Origin of the sequence: Mangrovimicrobium sediminis (genome assembly GCF_004745945.1) — a bacterium.
Taxonomy (GTDB): Bacteria; Pseudomonadota; Gammaproteobacteria; order Pseudomonadales; family Halieaceae; genus Mangrovimicrobium; species Mangrovimicrobium sediminis.
The window spans coordinates 167,692-182,815 of sequence record NZ_SRLE01000012.1 but is presented as its reverse complement, the minus strand read 5'-3'; the positions used below and the strand labels follow the sequence as shown (position 1 = coordinate 182,815).

The 15,124-nt window shown below is 67.1% G+C and carries 10 protein-coding genes and 1 tRNA gene; 8 read left to right on the top strand and 3 right to left on the bottom strand.

All coding sequences use genetic code 11. The features are described from left to right. Positions 1-140: 140 nt before the first annotated feature. The 3 genes from E4634_RS17100 to E4634_RS17090 are packed head-to-tail and all read left to right on the top strand — an operon-like array spanning position 141 to position 4,025. Positions 141-1,376 (top strand): aspartate aminotransferase family protein, encoded by a 1,236-nt coding sequence (locus E4634_RS17100; RefSeq protein ID WP_135445874.1) that lies wholly within the window; start codon positions 141-143, stop codon positions 1,374-1,376. Next, positions 1,373-2,659: an ectoine hydrolase gene (gene doeA / locus E4634_RS17095; RefSeq protein WP_135445873.1), complete on the top strand. Its 1,287-nt coding sequence runs from the start codon at positions 1,373-1,375 to the stop codon at positions 2,657-2,659. Before E4634_RS17100 ends, doeA begins: the two co-directional genes overlap by 4 nt. Beyond that, positions 2,643-4,025 carry an NAD-dependent succinate-semialdehyde dehydrogenase gene (locus E4634_RS17090; RefSeq protein WP_135445872.1) on the top strand — a complete coding sequence of 461 codons (1,383 nt, stop codon included), beginning with the start codon at positions 2,643-2,645 and terminating at the stop codon, positions 4,023-4,025. Before doeA ends, E4634_RS17090 begins: the two co-directional genes overlap by 17 nt. 138 nt (positions 4,026-4,163) lie before the next feature. On the opposite strand, the gene E4634_RS17085 is transcribed toward E4634_RS17090, so the two are convergent. Further along, on the bottom strand, positions 4,164-5,078 hold the full coding sequence (locus E4634_RS17085; RefSeq protein WP_135445871.1) for an oxidoreductase: 915 nt from the start codon (positions 5,076-5,078) through the stop codon (positions 4,164-4,166). Between the two features lie 402 nt (positions 5,079-5,480). On the opposite strand from E4634_RS17085, the gene car reads away from it, so the two are divergent. The 3 genes from car (at position 5,481) to E4634_RS17070 (ending at position 11,909) form a co-directional block, all read left to right on the top strand. Next, positions 5,481-9,029 (top strand): carboxylic acid reductase, encoded by a 3,549-nt coding sequence (car, locus tag E4634_RS17080; protein ID WP_135445870.1) that lies wholly within the window; start codon positions 5,481-5,483, stop codon positions 9,027-9,029. 49 nt (positions 9,030-9,078) lie between these two features. Continuing rightward, complete coding sequence (locus E4634_RS17075; protein ID WP_135445869.1) at positions 9,079-9,798, top strand: TetR/AcrR family transcriptional regulator; 720 nt, start codon at positions 9,079-9,081, stop codon at positions 9,796-9,798. A 290-nt stretch (positions 9,799-10,088) separates the two neighbouring features. Beyond that, positions 10,089-11,909: a di-heme-cytochrome C peroxidase gene (locus E4634_RS17070; RefSeq protein WP_206046925.1), complete on the top strand. Its 1,821-nt coding sequence runs from the start codon at positions 10,089-10,091 to the stop codon at positions 11,907-11,909. On the opposite strand, the gene E4634_RS17065 is transcribed toward E4634_RS17070, so the two are convergent. Then, the gene (locus tag E4634_RS17065; RefSeq protein WP_135445868.1) at positions 11,906-13,789 is read right to left on the bottom strand and encodes a pyruvate kinase; all 1,884 of its coding nucleotides are present in this window, start codon (positions 13,787-13,789) and stop codon (positions 11,906-11,908) included. The genes E4634_RS17070 and E4634_RS17065 overlap by 4 nt on opposite strands. Before the next feature lie 205 nt (positions 13,790-13,994). Here E4634_RS17065 and E4634_RS17060 point away from each other — a divergent pair. Beyond that, positions 13,995-14,071: transfer RNA gene (locus E4634_RS17060), tRNA-Arg, on the top strand. Here E4634_RS17060 and E4634_RS17055 read toward each other — a convergent pair. Then, positions 14,042-14,263, bottom strand: coding sequence for a hypothetical protein (locus E4634_RS17055; RefSeq protein WP_135445867.1), 222 nt, complete (start codon positions 14,261-14,263; stop codon positions 14,042-14,044). The two genes, E4634_RS17060 and E4634_RS17055, sit on opposite strands and share 30 nt — an antisense overlap. Before the next feature lie 193 nt (positions 14,264-14,456). Between E4634_RS17055 and E4634_RS17050 the strand changes: the two genes are divergently transcribed. Beyond that, a complete protein-coding gene (locus E4634_RS17050) occupies positions 14,457-15,080 on the top strand; it encodes an outer membrane protein (RefSeq protein WP_135445866.1) in 624 nt (207 codons plus the stop codon). Positions 15,081-15,124 lie beyond the last annotated feature (44 nt).

Here is a 15,124-nt window from a genome sequence, read left to right as displayed (position 1 = left end):
CGCGAGTCGGTAGCCACCATCGCGCCAGAACACACCGCCGGTGCGGCGCGCTGTTGTTGCGCCGCCTGACTGCCGGCAGCCAATTGCCCGCCACGCAAACCGGGCGGCACACCGCACGCAACGTGCCCAAGGAGTAAAACATGGAAACTTTTGACAAGTGGGAATCCGAAATCCGTGGCTACGTGAGGTCCTACCCCACCGTGTTCGCCACCGCCTCCAACGCCACCATGGTGGACAAGGCCGGTAAATCCTATATCGATTTCTTCGCCGGCGCCGGCGTGCTCAACTTCGGCCACAACCACCCGAAGATGAAAGAGGCGCTGATTCGCTACATCGAGTCCGACGGTATCGCCCACAGCCTGGACATGGCCTCCACCGCCAAGGAGGAATTCATACAGGCCTTCGCCGATACCATCCTCATCCCGCGCGACATGCACTACAAGATGCAGTTCATGGGCCCCACCGGCACCAACGCCGTGGAGGCCGCGCTCAAGCTGGCGCGCCGCGTCACCGGCCGCACCAACGTGGTGGCCTTCACCCAGGGCTTCCACGGCATGACCCTGGGCGCACTGGCCTGCACCGCCAACCGCGTATTCCGCGGCGCCGCCGGCGTGTCGCTGGACAACGTCACCCACCTGCCCTTTGAAACCGACAACACCCAGGCCTCGCTGGCCTGCATCCGCGAGGCGGTGGAGAACCCCTCCAGCGGCATCGACCCGCCCGCGGCGTTCATCGTCGAGACCATCCAGGCCGAGGGCGGCGTGCGCATCGCCTCCGCCGAGTGGCTCAAGGGCCTGCAGCAGATCGCCCACGACAACGGCGCGCTGCTCATCATCGACGACATCCAGGTGGGCTGCGGCCGCACCGGCAACTACTTCAGCTTCGACGGCATGGGCCTTTCGCCGGACATCGTCACCCTGGCCAAGGGCATCGGTGGCTTCGGCACGCCGATGGCGATGAACCTGGTCAAGCCCGAGCACGACGCGCACTGGAAGCCCGGCGAACACACCGGCACCTTCCGCGGCCAGGGCCTGTCCTTCGTCGCCGGCCGCGAGGGCCTGCGCTTTTTCGAGAACGACGAGCTGAACGCACAGACCCGCGCCCGCGAGGCCAAAGTACACAACTTCCTGAAAGGGCTGGGCGGTTACACCGTGCGCAGCAAGGGCCTGATCCACGGCCTCGACGTGGGTGACGGCACCGCGGCCAAGGCCATCGCCCGCGAGTGCTTCGACAACGGGCTGATCGTCGGCCCCTGCGGCGTGGCCGGCAGCGTGGTCAAGCTCATCCCGCCGCTGACCATCGGCGACGCCGAACTGCAACAGGGCCTGGAGATTCTCGGCAACGCAGTGAACAAGCAGATGGAGGCCGCGGCATGAGGGAACGCGATGACATGACCTTCCCCTTCGCCGAGTACCAGCGGCGCATCGAGGGGTTGCGCGAGCGCATGGCCAGGCGGCTGATGGACGCGGTGATCATCACCGACCCCGAAAACCTGATGTACCTGACGGACTACCAGACCACGGGCTACTCGTTCTTCCAGGCCCTGGTGGTGCCGCTGGAGGACGAGCCGTTCATGATCACGCGGAAACTGGAGGAATCCAACGTCCACGCGCGCACCTGGGTGGAGCTGACCCGGCCCTACCCGGATACCGGCGACGCGGTGCAGATGCTGGTGGAATCCCTGCGCGAGTTCGGCCTGTCCGACAAGGTCCTCGGCTACGAGCGCAACAGCTATTTCCTGCCCGCCTACCACCAGGACCAGCTCAACACCACCTTCACCGACGGCCGCCTGATGGACTGTTTCGGCATCGTGGAAGAGGGCCGCGCCACCAAGTCCGCGGTGGAGATCGAGATCATGCGCCGCGCCGCGAAAGCGGCGAAGGCCGGCATGCTGGCGGGCCTGGAGATGGTGCAGCCGGGTGTCACCGAGAACGAGATCGGCGCCGCCATCTGCGAGGCCATGTTCAAGGCCGGTGGCGAGGTGCCGGCGGTGATGCCCTACGTCACCTCCGGCCCGCGCACCCTGATCGGCCACGCCACCTGGGAAGGGCGCACGGTACAACCCGGCGAACACGTGTTCCTGGAAGTAGGCGGTTGCTTCCGCCGCTACCACACCGCGCTGATGCGCACGGCGATCTGCGGCGAGATGAACGACGCCATGCGCGAAGCCCAGGACACCATGAAATACGCCCTGCACCGCGTGCGCGAGGAACTGCGCCCGGGCCTCACGGTATCCGACGTGGACAACCTGGTGCGCACCATCATCACCGACAACGACGTCGGCGCGCGCCTGATCACGCGCTCCGGCTACTCCATCGGCATCGCCTTCCCGCCGAGCTGGGACGAGGGCTATATCATCAGCCTCAAGCAGGGCGACAGCCGCGTGCTGGAGCCGGGTAACACCTTCCACATCATTCCCTGGATGTGGGCAGTGGAAGGCGACAAGACCTGCGGCATCTCGGACACCTTCTACATCACCGAGGACGGCTGCGGCTCGTTCTTCGACGACGTCGACCAGAATTTCGTGATCAAGCCCGGCCAGGGCAAACCGCAGGCTGCGGCACCGGAGCTGGTCAGCGTCCCCAACGGGCCGGCCGCCGAAAAAAGCGACAAGAAAGACAGGAAAAAGGAGACGAAAGCCGATGCCTCAGGCCACTGACCCGACCACGGGCACACCGCTAAAAGCCTACCCGGCCCTGGACAAGGCCGGCCTCGACCAGGCCGTGGCGGCCGCCCAGGCAACGTTCCGCGACTGGCGCAAGGTCGGCTATGCCGAGCGCGCCGCCCTGCTGAACAGGGTCGCAGACCTGCTCGAAGCGGAGCAGGACGCGCTGGCCGTGATCATGGCCGAAGAGATGGGCAAGCCCCTGGCCGAGGGCCGCGGCGAGGTACAGAAGTCCGCCTTCTGCGCGCGCCACTACGCGGAGAACGCCGAGAAATACCTGGCGCCGGTCACCCTGCCCTCGGACGCCACCCACAGCTACGTGCAACACCTGCCGCTGGGGCCGGTGCTCGGCATCCTGCCCTGGAACGCGCCGGTCTGGCTGGCCTTTCGCTTCGGCGCCCCGGCACTGATGGCCGGCAACACCTGCCTGATGAAGCACGACCCGCACGTGCCCGCCTGCGCCGAAGCCATCGCCGGCCTGTTCGAGCGCGCCGGCGCCCCGCCCGGCCTGCTGCAGAACCTGCCGCTGGACAACCCGGACGTGGCCGACGCCATCCGCCACCCGGGCGTGTGCGCAGTGTCCTTCACCGGCTCCAGCGCTGCCGGCGCCAAGGTCGCCGCGCTGGCCGCCGGCGAGATCAAGCCGTTCGTACTCGAACTGGGCGGCTCCGACCCCGCCATCGTGCTGGCGGACGCCGACCTCGACGCCGCCGTGGATACCGTGAGCCTGTCGCGCATCATCAACGCCGGGCAGTCCTGCATCGCCGCCAAGCGATTGATTGTCGAGGCACCGGTCTACGATGCGTTCGTGGAAAAGCTGCACGCGCGCCTTGCCGCGCTAAAAGTGGGCGACCCGCGCGACGAGAGCAACCAAGTCGGCCCCATCGCCCGCCCGGACCTGCGCGACAACCTGCATCGCCAGGTGCAGGCCAGCGTCGACGCCGGCGCGCGCTGCCTGATGGGCGGCGAGATGCCGGAGGGCCCCGGCTATTTCTATCCGGTAACCCTGCTGGCGGACGTGACCGGCGAGATGACCGCCTGCCGCGAGGAGACCTTCGGCCCGGTGGCCGTGGTGATGAAAGCGGCGGACCTCGACGACGCCATCGCCATCGCCAACGACACCCAGTACGGGCTCGGCGCCGCGGTGTGGACCGCGCCAGAGCGCGCCGCTGCGCTGGCCGCGCAGGTCGCCTCCGAGATCGAGGCGGGACAGGTGGCGGTGAACGGTATCGTCAAGACCGACCCGCGGCTGCCCAGCGGCGGCGTCAAGCGCTCGGGCATCGGCCGCGAGCTCGGCCCCCACGGCATCCTCGAGTTCGTCAACGTGCAACAGGTGTGGGTCGGCCCCAAGGTCGACTGAACGCCGCGGCGGTGCCGGCCCGCGCGCCGGCACTGGCCGCACTCGTCAAGCTCGCTTTACCTACCGTCATCAGTTCGCTTGCCTGGCCCGGCCAATCGGCCTGAAGCCAGCAGACTGGCTTGAAGTCAGCCAAACGGCCTACAGCGGGTAGCGGAAGTCGCACAGCTCCTCTGACATCGCCCACAGCCGCGCGCGCTGGTCATCGTCGCGCGCGTTGTCGTTGGGCGTGACCACCACCGGCGGACCGCGGGTCTCGTTGCGCCCGCTCGGGCCGATGGCCTCGCCGCCGTGCAGGTCCTCCCCCAGCGCGGCGTACAGCGTCGGCAGTGCGCCGTCCGCGGTGGACTGCATGATCAGCCCGCCGAATACCGACAGCATCAGGCGCAGCGGCGCCGGCAGGTGCCGCGACAACTCCGACTTCGAGTAACCCGGGTGCGCCGCCAGCGAAATGGTGCCCTGCCCGGCCGCCTGCAGGCGGCGATTCAGCTCCAGGCCGAACATCAGGCAGGCCAGCTTGCTCTGTGCGTAGGATTTGCGCGCATCGTAGCCGCGCTCGAACTGCAGGTCGTCGAACTGGATGCCGTCCCAGCTGGCGGCCACGCTGTACAGGCTCACCACCCGCGAGCCGGGCGTGCGCAGCAGCGCCGGCAACAGCAGGCCGGTGAGCAGGAAATGCCCCAGGTGGTTGACGCCGAGCTGGCCCTCGATGCCGTCCTCGGTGACGAAGTGCGGCGTGATCATGATGCCGGCGTTATTGATCAACAGGTCCAGCTTACCGTAGTCGCGGGCGAAGTCCTCAGCGAAGTTGCGCACCGAGGTGAGACTGCCGGTATCCAGCAGGCGCACCTCGGCCTGCGCGCCCGGCACGCTCGCCGCGATGCGCTCCCGGGCAGCTTGCGCACGCTCGGGATTGCGGCAGGCCAGAATGACCCGCGCGCCCTTGCCCGCAAGGGCCAGCGCCGTCTCGTAGCCAAGACCGGTATTCGCGCCTGTGACCACCGCCACGCGGCCCATCTGACTGCCGGCGTCATCCAACGACCAGTATTTCTGCATGCCCCAGGTACTCCAGTAGTTATTAGCGCGCCGGCTGCCGCGGGCTCGCGGAGCAGCCGGCGTGGGCCTGGCTCCTGCCCTGTTCCCGCCCGTTTCGTGCTCGGCTTTTGCCAGTTCGCCTCTTGTCGGCCGGGCTCTTGTGAACTCGGCTTTCGCCAGTTCGTGCCAGCCCGGCTTTTGCTCGGCTTTTGCTCGATTTTCGCGGGGCCTACGCCTTGCTGTCGCTTGACACCGGCACCGCGATCGACCAAATTGAGTCTAAACCAACCACTTGGTTGGTTTCAATCTTCACCACTCAGGCGGCGGCTCAAACCGCTCGCAGGTGACACATTCGGCCGCGCACAGGCGGCTGGCATATAACCCATAACACGGCAAAGCCGGCCCAAACAGGAACGTATCTTCATGAGCACTGCCCAGAAACGAGACCCGCTGCAAGGCAACCAGGGGGCGGACGCGGAGCGCGAAAAACAGGCCCAGCGATTCCTGCAACTGCACGCGGAGGATGCCCAGTTCCGCGACGCCATGGCGCTGGAAGCGGTCAACGAGGCCAAGCGCCAGCCCGGCCTGCGCCTGGCCGAGGTGGTGAAGATCGTGATGGAGGGTTACGCCGAGCGGCCGGCGCTGGGGCAGCGGGCGCGGGAGATCGTCACCGACCCGGCCAGCGGGCGCAGCACCATCCGCCTGCTGCCGCGCTTCGAAACCGTGAGCTACGCACAACTGTGGCGGCGCGCCTGCACGCTGGCCGCCGAGTGGCACAGCGACGCCGATGCCCCGCTGCGCGCCGGCGATTTCCTCGCCATCCTCGGCTTCGCCAGCGTGGACTACGCAACCAACATCCTCGCCGGCATCCACCTCGGCGCGACCCTGGTACCGCTGCAAACCAGCGCGCCGGCGAGCAACCACGCCGCGATCCTGGCGGAGACCGAGACCCACACCCTGGCCTGCGGCATCGACTACCTCGACAAGGCGGTCGAGGCGGTGCTCGCCGGGCACGCACCAAAACGCCTGGTGGTGTTCGACGTGGAACCGCGCGACGACGCGCAGCGCGAACGCCTGGACGTCGCCCGTGCGCAGTTGCAGGCGGCGGACTGCCCGATCCGCGTGGATACCCTGGAAACACTGGTCGAGCGCGGCGCCACGCTGCCCGCGGCACCGCTGTATGTTCCCCCCGAGGAGGAGGACCCGCTGGCCTGGTTGTTCTACACGTCCGGCACCACCGGCACGCCCAAGGGCGCGATGTTCCCGCAGAGCCTGGTGATCAACACCTGGCTGCTGGAAATGCCGCTGCCGGCCATCACCCTGAGCTTCATGCCGATGAGCCACCTGGTCGGCAACGGCTTCATGCTGATGAGCCTGGGCTGCGGCGGCACCAGTTTCTGCTCGCCGAAGAGCGACCTCTCCACCCTGTTCGAGGACCTCAGCCTGGTGCGCCCGACCATGGTGTCGCTGGTGCCGCGGGTGTGCGAGATGCTCTACCAGCACTTCCTGCGCGAGGTAGACCGGCGCGTGGCCGCAGGCGAGGACGCCGCTGCCGTGGAGGACGCGGTCAAGCGCGAGATGCGCGAGCAACTGCTGGGCGGTAGGTTGTTCTCCGCCGGCACCGGCTCCGCGGCGCTGGCACCGGAGATCTACGCGTTCATGAAGTCCATGCTCGATATGCACATGCCGATCGGCTACGCCTCCACCGAGATCGGCGGCGGCACGGTGCTGGTGGACGGCAAGATCCAGCGCCCGCTGGTGATCGACTACAAGCTCGAGGACGTGCCGGAGCTCGGCTACTTCACCACCGACAAGCCCTACCCGCGCGGTGAACTGCTGGTGAAGACCAGCCAGTTCATGGGTGGTTACTTCAAGCGCCCGGAACTCACCGCCGAGCGCCTGGACGCCGAGGGCTTCTACCGCACCGGCGACGTGATGGCCGAACTCGGCCCGGACCACCTGCAGTTCGTGGACCGCAGCAACAACGTGATCAAGCTGTCCCAGGGCGAGTTCGTCGCCGTGGCCCGCCTGGAAGCGCTGTATTCGCAGAGCCCGCTGGTGCACCAGATCTACATCTACGGCACCAGCGAACGCGCCTTCCTCCTCGCCGTGGTGGTGCCGGCCGTGGAACTGCTCGGCCGCTACTCTCGCGGCGGCGCCGATGCAGAGCAGGTCAAAGCGGAGATCCGCCAGTCGCTGCAGGCCATCGCCGAGCACAACGGCCTGAACGGCTACGAGCTGCCGCGGGATTTCATCATCGAGACCGAGGCTTTCAGCCAGAAGAACGGGTTGCTGTCGGAGATCGGCAAACACCTGCGACCGATGCTGCGCGCACGCTACGGCGACACGCTGGAAGATCTGTATGCAGAAATGGCACAGGGACAGGTAGAAGAGCTGCGTGCGCTGCGCACCGGCGGCGCCGACCAGCCGGTGCTGGAGACCGTATTGCGCGCGCTGAAGGTCTGCCTCGGTGCCGCCGCGCTGGACGTACAGCCGGAGGACCGCTTCGGCGACCTCGGCGGCGACTCGCTCACCGCCCTGGAGTTCGCCATCCTGCTCGAGGAAATCTTCGACGTGGAAGTACCGGTAGGCACCATCATCAACCCGGCGGGCAGCGCGCGGCTGGTGGCGGAGACCATCGAGCGCGCACGCAACTCCAATCGCGCCACCTTCGCCAACGTACACGGCAAGGGCGCCACCCGGGTGAAAGCCAGTGACCTGACCCTGGACAAGTTCATCGATCCCGACACGCTGACCAACGCGACGGGCCTGCCGCCGGCCGGCGATGCATCGGGCACCGTCCTGCTCACCGGTGCGACGGGCTTCCTCGGCCGCTTCCTCGCCATCGCCTGGCTGGAGCAACTGGCGAAGACCGGTGGCAGGCTGGTACTGATCGCCCGCGGCGCGGATGCGCAGGATGCCCGCCGCCGCGTGGAGAGCGCTCTGGCCACCGATCCGGCGCTGCTGGAACACTTCCGCGAACTCGCCTGGGACCACCTCGAGGTGGTGGCCGGCGACCTCGCCGCGCCGGACCTCGGCCTGGATGCCGACAACCTGCAATCCCTGGCCGAGCGCGTGGACGTGATCGTGCACTGCGGCGCCCACGTCAATCACGTGCTGCCCTACAAGCAGTTGTTCGCCGCCAACGTGGCCGGCACCGCCGACCTCGTGCGCCTGGCCATCACCGGCAAGCGCAAGCGCATTCACTACATCTCCACCCTGGGCGTCAGCACCGTGTGCAAAAGCGGCCTGGTGGACGAGACCAGCGACATCCGCGAGGCGGCGCCGGAATGCGAGCTGCGCGAGGACTACGCCAACGGCTACGGCGTCAGCAAGTGGGCCAGCGAAGTACTGCTGCGCGAGGCGCACGACGATTTCGGCCTGCCGGTGTGCGTGTTCCGCCCCGGCATGATCCTGGCGCACAGCCAGTACGGCGGCCAGCTCAACGTGCCCGACATGTTTACGCGTTTGCTCTACAGCCTGGCGGTCACCGGCGTAGCGCCGGCGACCTTCTACGCGCAGGAACTGGCTGACGGCGAGCGCCCCGGGGCGCGTTACGAGGGCTTTACCGTGGACTTCCTGGCCGCCGCGACCACCGCCATCGGCCTGCGCGTGACCAGCGACTTCCACGCCTACAATGAAGCCGGCGCCGGTACGGGCAATGTCTCGCTGGACGATTTCGTCGACTGGCTGGTCGATGCCGGCTGCGCGATCACCCGTGTGCCGCGCTACGATGAATGGCTGGCGCACTTCGAGACCGCCATGCAGGCCCTGCCGGAAGAGCAGCGGCGGCAGTCGCTGCTCGCCCTGCTGGCGCCCTACCGCCAACCCCAGCACCCGGGCGTGGAGAGCGTGCTACCATCCGGGGAGTTTCGCGCCGCGGTGGAGGCATCCGGACTCGCGATGCCGCAGTTGTCGCGCGCACTGATCGACAAGTATGTCGCCGACCTGCGACAGCTGGCACTGTTGTAAGCCGGGCATGTACTGACCCGGCAATGTCGCACAAGGAGAGAGCAAGGGAATGACGGCAGACCCATCCACCAGGCAGCGCAGAGCGCAGCAAGAGCAGGAGCAACCCAAAGCACACGAAGGCCAGCGCGAAACACCCAGCGGGCGGCGCCACTACCTGCCGGCACAACTGCGTCGCGAGCACATCCTGACTACCTCCCGCGAGGTTTTCGCCCGCAGCGGCCTCAAAGGCGCGCGCACCCGCGAACTGGCGGCCGCGGCGGGCATCAACCAGTCCACCCTGTTCGAGCACTTCCGCTCCAAGGAAGAGCTGTTCATCGCCGCCGTGGTCGAACCCCTGGGTGAGACCATCGATAAGTCGCGCCAGCGCATGAATGGCTACGCCGAGGCCGGCAACGCGGAAGACCTGCGCGGCCTGCTGCAGGCCGGCATGCTGGAGAACCTGCACGGCATGGTGGAGATCTACCCGCTGCTGGTACAGGCACTGTACTCGGACGTGGAACTGGGCAAGGCGGTGTACCGCGAGCACCTGGCACCGTTCATCAGCGCGCGCGCCGAGATAGCACAGGACATGCTCGGGGACGGGATAGACGCCCGGCTGCTGCAACTGGCGAGCTTCGGCATGATGTTCGCGGTAGTGCTGGACCGGGCTTGCCGCGAGGACGCCGCACAGCCGACCTCGCAGGAGGAACAGCAACAGGAACTGGCGGACATCGCCCGCCAGTTGACCGACCTGATCACCCTCGGCGCCCCCCCGCCCAAACCGAAATAGACCAGGCTCGCGTCACAGGCCGGCGTCGCCCGCCACTGCGGTAACAACACACCCTCGTCCCCAGGGCACTTCGCCCTTGCCTGCGCTGCATGGCTGAACCGGCTCCCAGCAACTATATTCCCTCCACCCCCGGCCGACGGAAAGCGGCCGCGGGCGAGTCGCAAGCGCAAGCGACTCCCGCCGGCGAACGTGTAATACGGTGAAATGGCCGGCCCCGCCGTGCGGACCTAAGCTTGCGCTGCTTCGTACCACCGATAACAACACCTGACAAAACCAGGGAGGGTCTCACCATGGCAAAGCTCAAGGGCAAGGGAATCGCGCTCGCCGCCACGTTGCTGGCAGTCGTCGCAGGCTGCAACACACCGCCGGATAACAACGGCCCCGGCAAACCACAACCGGCACCGGGCGGGCAGCTGGTGTACACCGCCCAGGGTGACGCCTGGAACAACAACCTGCGCCAGCAGTTCTACAGCCAGGACCAGGGTTCGCGCATGCTGCCGCTGAGCTGGATGCAGGCCCTGCGCCAGGCCAACGGCACCCCCTTCCTGGCGGGCAGCCTGTCGCGCTACGGCTACCTGCCCAATGAACTGGAGCCGGGCACCGGCCTGCCGATCGGTTTCAGCGTGGCGTCGATGAACGGCGAGGACTACCTGGGTATGACCTGCTCGGCCTGCCACACGCGCCAGATCACCTACCAGGGCACCTCCTACCGACTGGACGGCGGGCCGGGCATCGTCGACTTCCAGCAGATGCTGGCCGACATGGACGCCGCCTTCGGGCTGTTGCTGGCCAACCCCGCTACATTCGACCAGTTCGCCAAAGACGTCCTCGGCCAGCAGGCCGGCGCAACGGCGCGCGCCGAACTCAAGCTGGCGGTGGAGACCTGGTACCTGCCCTTCCACACGATTACTGTAGGCTCGCTGCCGGCGCAGCCCTGGGGGCTGTCGCGGCTGGATGCGGTGGGCATGATCTTCAACCGCCTGACCGGGCTGGATATCGGCCCGCCGCCAAACCACATCATCGCGGAAAACATCCACGTCGCCGATGCCCCGGTGCGCTACCCCTTCCTGTGGAACGCCGCCCGCCAGGACAAGACCCAGTGGCCGGGCTTTGCCGATAACGGCAACGCCCTGTTCGGTCTGGCACGCAACGTGGGTGAGGTCATCGGCGTATTCGGCCAGTTCCAGCCAGAGAAGCGACAGCTGGTGGGCATCGACTACATGAACAACAACTCGATCAACTTCGGCGGCCTCAAGGCCCTGGAGGAATGGTTGTGGCTGATCGGCCCGCCGGCCTGGCCCTGGGAGCTGGACCCGACACTCGCCGCACAGGGCAAGGCCATCTTCGACCGCGACACCGAGGCCGGCGGCTGCGTCGAATGCCACGGCATCAGCAAGGGCGCCTTCCGCTCGCTGGACCACGATACCTGGAAGACGCCGGTGGTGGATGTGGGCACGGATACGCGTGAGTGCGAGTTGCTTACGCGTACGGCGAAAACCGGCGTACTCGAAGGCGCGAGAATACCCGTGGTCAAGCCCGACCCGCTGAAGGAAACCGACGCCGCAGTGAACATCCTCGGCCTGGCGGTGATCGGCAGCATCCTGCAGTACGAACTGGGCCTCGGCAGCAGCGACAAGATGAAGATGGGCGCGGCGCCGGGCGAGCCGCTCACCCTGGAGCAGGTTCTCTCCGAGCGCTCCGTCTCGGACAACCTGAAGACCCTGGAATCCGCGTTTCCCACCGTGGTGCTGCCGAACCAAAGTGCCGACGGCCCGCCGCGTATGATGGGCGCCGCGCCGGGCTGCGCCTATGAAGCGCGCGTGCTGCAGGGTATCTGGGGCGCCGCACCCTATCTGCACAACGGCTCGGTGCCGACCCTGGCCGACCTGTTGGAACCAGCGGCGCTGCGGCCGGCCAGTTTCCGGGTGGGCGCGGAGTACGACCCGGTGAAGGTGGGGCTGAGCGGTCAGCAACCGGGACTGGCGGATACGCTGCACACCACCGACTGCGCCGCGCTCGATTCCGGCAACAGCCGCTGCGGGCACGAGTTCGGTACTGAACTGCCGCCGCAGGAGAAGCTGGCGCTGCTCGAGTACCTGAAGTCGATTTAGGCGACGCCCGGGTCGATGTAGCGCGCGAGACTCAACTCGCGCAGCATCGACTGCTTCTTGAACTGGTGGCCCTGCATGCGCCGCAGGATGTTGTCCAGCGTGCGCACCGTCTCGCGGATGTGCGGGCCCTTGTTGAGCATGACGCACTCGGCGCGGTGGCCCATCGCCGCGTCGGTGATCTCAGCGCGGGTCGGCGCGCCGGTACGCGCCTGGGTCTCCAGCACCTGGGTGGCCCAGACCACCGGCACGTGGGCCGCCTCGCACAGCCACAGGATCTCCTCCTGCACTTCCGCCAGGCGCTCGAAGCCCGCCTCCACCGCGAGGTCGCCGCGGGCAATCATCACCCCGCACAGGGGCGCCGCCATCGCCGCGAGCAGCATGTCCGGCAGGTTGCGGAAACCCTCGACGGTTTCGATCTTCAGTATCACTGCTGGCGCATCGGTGCCGTAGGGACGCAATTGTTCCGCCAGGGCGTGGACGTCTTCCACGTTGTTGGCAAAGGACAGCGCGACCATGTCCGCGTGTCCGGCGACGAAGGCGAGGTCCTCCACATCCTTTTCCGTGACCGCCGGCAATTGCAGGCGACTACCGGGGAAGTTGATGCCCTTGTCCGCCCGCAGGCGACCACCGCGCGGCGCGGTGTGGCGAATGCGCAGGTGTAACTGGCCGTCGCAGATGCTCTCGACCTCCGCGCCGATCTTGCCATCGTCGAACCAGACCTCCTCACCCACGCGCACGCAGGCCAGCACCTCGGGCAGGGTACAGCCGATGTGCGCCGGGGTGAGCAGTACGCCCGCCTCGTCGTGGGTCGCGGCACGCCCGGCGCGCTCATCCGGCCGCAGGATCAACAGGTCTCCGGGCACCAGTGTGATGAGCGGCTCGCGCTCGGGCACCGCGTACACACGGGTCTTGCGCCGCTTGTGGCGGCCGAGGCGATGCAGCACCGTGCCGTTGGAGAAGTAGGCGGTCTTGCGCCCGCCCAGCCAGGCGCCTTCCGGCGTGACGTCCAGCACCTGCATGCGCCGGCGCGAGCCGCGGGTGTCGGTGAAGCGCACCGTGTCGCCCGTCGAGAGTGACTGCAGCCACGCGCTATCCACCTGCAATGCGAGGTCCGCCGTCGAAGGCGCGGGGGACGGATGTTCGCGGGCACTGAGCCACAGGCGCGAGGGCTCCGTCACCACCCCGAAGGCATCGCGCTGCGGCCGGCATTTGGTCACCGCCAGCGCACCGGCGACAGGCCCGGTGCGCAGCTTGGGCCCGCCGAGGTCCATGCTCACCCGGCAGCTGCGCCCCAGTTCCTGCTCCGCACGGCGCAGGTTGCCGAGCATCGCCGACCAGGCGCCCGGCGCGTCGTGGGCGCAGTTGATGCGCATGCAGTCCATGCCCGCGCGCAACAGGTCGCGCACCAGCGGGTAGTCGCGCGCGGCGTCGCTGGGCATGGTGACCATGATCCGCGGATTGCGACCGGCGGGCACCGGCCCGAGCAGGGCCTGGCTGTGCTGTTCCAGCAACTCGCTACCGTGGCGGAAGTCCGCCTCGCTGCTCGGCGCTTTTGCTCCCTCCCAGGATCGACCGGCGAGTTTGTAGAGTGTGGCGAGAACCGCATCCACCGATGCGAGTACATGGGACTCGGAGCGCCCGAGCGACGACAGACCGAGCACCGCCAGCCGCGACTGCAGCGGGCGCAGGTCGCGCTGGCGCAGGCTGAGGTAGTGCAGCAGGTTGGCGGCGCTTTCGCGCTGCGCCGGGTGAATCGATGCCGGCACCGCGCGCCCCGCCGCCAGCATCTGGGTGCGGATGCCCGCGAGTTCCGCGATCAGGCTGTTGAGTTCAGTTTCCCCGCTGGCGACAGCCCCGGGGGACGGCACGATGGCGACCATATCCGCCCGACTCCTTCACAACGCATGAAATGTCATGAAAGCAGTGTAGGCGGGCTGTGTGACGGTTTGGCGATGTTGGTCTGGTTGCGGCAGAAAAGCCCGGGCGGCTATTCCAATCGCGCCGGGCAGCGAGTACAATTGCCGACCCCTAAGTCGTTCAATTTATTCGGATTTTGTATATCCGTCAGGGACTTGGGAGCACTAACCGCCCGTAGCTCAGCTGGATAGAGCGCTGCCCTCCGGAGGCAGAGGTCAGAGGTTCGAATCCTCTCGGGCGGGCCATTCATAAAGAAAGCCGACCTCGCGTCGGCTTTTTTTATGAACGGTCTGCTCGAGGGCTGATGAGAACCTCTCAGGTTCGACAAAACGCGCCAGCGTTTTGAACCGAGCCGCAGGCGAGCCCGCAGGGCCGCAACACCCCAAAGGGTGTTGTGGGTTCATCCTCTTGCGCAGATTATGCTTGCCCAGGTCCATACCGCAGACCTCCTTTAAAGATTCCGCCCGGGCGCCGCCCTGGCTATCTGGTGAGCGCGCGCTGGTTGCCTTAACCTAGATAGCGGTCAGTAGCGACACACTAAAACGACATGTCCATACACCAGTGACTCCACCAACCCAAACCCATCGCAGTGACACTCACCGGAAGCAACAGCCAGCAAAGGACCACCCCATGACCCGACCCACCTGCGCACTAATCCTCGCCCTGGCGTGCGTGTCCGCTCCCGCAGCCGCCACCGACCTGACCCTCCTACTGGGCTGGCAGTACAACGAAGACATGGAAATCAGCGACCCTCCGCCCGCAGGCACCCCGGGAAAAGCCGGCGACACAGTCCGCATGGACGATGCCGCGGCCTATACCGCGGCACTGGATTTCCCCCTGCCCCAGGACCCCGATACCCGGCTCGGCCTACTGCTGACGCACAGCGAGACCCAGATCGGCAGCAAGGCGGGCCTGGGGGACGATAACCTGGGTATCACCCACGTTCATTTCACCGGCATGCGGTACTATCCCACCGGCGCGTGGGAACCCTTCGTCATGGCGGGCATCGGCGCTGCCTACTTCGACCCCGATGACGCCACGCTCGACAGCACCACGCGCGCTTCTGCCCATATCGCCGCCGGCACCAATTTCAACTTTGCGCAACACACACTGTTACGCCTGGAGGCGCGCTGGATCGGCACCTTCTTCGATAGCCGCGGTTCGGCTATCTGCTCGAACGGTTGTGCCGTGGCCTTCGAATCGGACCTGTACTCCCAGGTCCAGCTGAATATCGGCCTGCAGTTCCGCTTCTAGGGCGCGGCATCATCACGTTGCGATGCGCGCTGCATCTTGCAGCC

Coding starts and splice junctions, on each gene's coding strand:
- E4634_RS17100 (WP_135445874.1), top strand. CDS start 141: ATGGAAACTTTTGACAAGTGGGAATCCGAAATCCGTGGCTACGTGAGG.
- doeA (WP_135445873.1), top strand. CDS start 1,373: ATGAGGGAACGCGATGACATGACCTTCCCCTTCGCCGAGTACCAGCGG.
- E4634_RS17090 (WP_135445872.1), top strand. CDS start 2,643: ATGCCTCAGGCCACTGACCCGACCACGGGCACACCGCTAAAAGCCTAC.
- E4634_RS17085 (WP_135445871.1), bottom strand. CDS start 5,078: ATGCAGAAATACTGGTCGTTGGATGACGCCGGCAGTCAGATGGGCCGC.
- car (WP_135445870.1), top strand. CDS start 5,481: ATGAGCACTGCCCAGAAACGAGACCCGCTGCAAGGCAACCAGGGGGCG.
- E4634_RS17075 (WP_135445869.1), top strand. CDS start 9,079: ATGACGGCAGACCCATCCACCAGGCAGCGCAGAGCGCAGCAAGAGCAG.
- E4634_RS17070 (WP_206046925.1), top strand. CDS start 10,089: ATGGCAAAGCTCAAGGGCAAGGGAATCGCGCTCGCCGCCACGTTGCTG.
- E4634_RS17065 (WP_135445868.1), bottom strand. CDS start 13,789: ATGGTCGCCATCGTGCCGTCCCCCGGGGCTGTCGCCAGCGGGGAAACT.
- E4634_RS17055 (WP_135445867.1), bottom strand. CDS start 14,263: ATGGACCTGGGCAAGCATAATCTGCGCAAGAGGATGAACCCACAACAC.
- E4634_RS17050 (WP_135445866.1), top strand. CDS start 14,457: ATGACCCGACCCACCTGCGCACTAATCCTCGCCCTGGCGTGCGTGTCC.